Source organism: Bradyrhizobium sp. Crot121 (assembly GCF_059512385.1).
The window spans coordinates 1-804 of sequence record NZ_JCAMOR010000289.1; the positions used below are offsets into that span (position 1 = coordinate 1).

General features: G+C 58.6%; 1 protein-coding gene. It reads right to left on the bottom strand.

Going from position 1 to position 804, the window contains the following annotated elements:
* Positions 1-384: 384 nt before the first annotated feature.
* Entirely contained in the window at positions 385-588 is a 204-nt protein-coding gene (locus tag AC5ZGW_RS46575) for a methyltransferase (protein WP_130232041.1), read from the bottom strand.
* Positions 589-804 lie beyond the last annotated feature (216 nt).

Below are 804 nucleotides of genomic sequence, written 5' to 3' on the forward strand. Positions count from 1 at the left end.
GTCTGTCATGCTGACAGCGGGTGATTTCGGTCCAGGTCATCTGCTTCTCCGATGGCTTCGAACACCTTCGAAGAATCACAACCAGTTGAAATCACCCAACTTTAATTTCCGGTCGGGCTCTTAGGGCTCGCGGAAGAGGATCGCAACCATGGCCGAGGTGTCGATGATCATTTCGGCAGGCCGTTCTCGTCATAGAGGAGTTCGGCATGATCGATGCAAGGCCGCTTCACATGCACGGCTGTGCGATCGGCGATCGCCAGCAGTTCTTGCACGTGTTCGACGAGCTTCGCCGGCGCGTAGGCGAGATAGAATTTGCTTCCGACCCAAGTGTGGGAAACATTCGGATCGGATGTCCCGAGTCCAATAGCTCCGGAGCATTGGCGCTCAGGCGCAGGTGCCTTCGATCAGGTGGATCTGCGTGCCCGTCGGTAGCACGCGCGTCAGCGCGTATCCGGCGGCCGCGAACAAGCTGACAAATTCGTCGTGACTGCGTTCTCGGCCGCCCGCAGCAACGAGCATATTGAGGTCACTGAACTTTTCGGCGGGCGCAATGTTTGGAGCACCGATGATCCGCTCCAGCACCAACACCGTGCCCGCAGTTGCCTACGTAATTGGACGCAGCCATGCAGTCCCGATTATGCCGATACAGCCCGCCGGCGCTGCGCACCTGACCCCAGGAACGCTGGCTGGCGGGGCATAATTCGGAAGGCGGCATAATAGATTTCTCGTGAGCGTCATCCGGCGACCACGCACTGAGGGCTGATCTGGTCGGCTAGGAAGATCTCGTGGATTGTTTCGTCACGA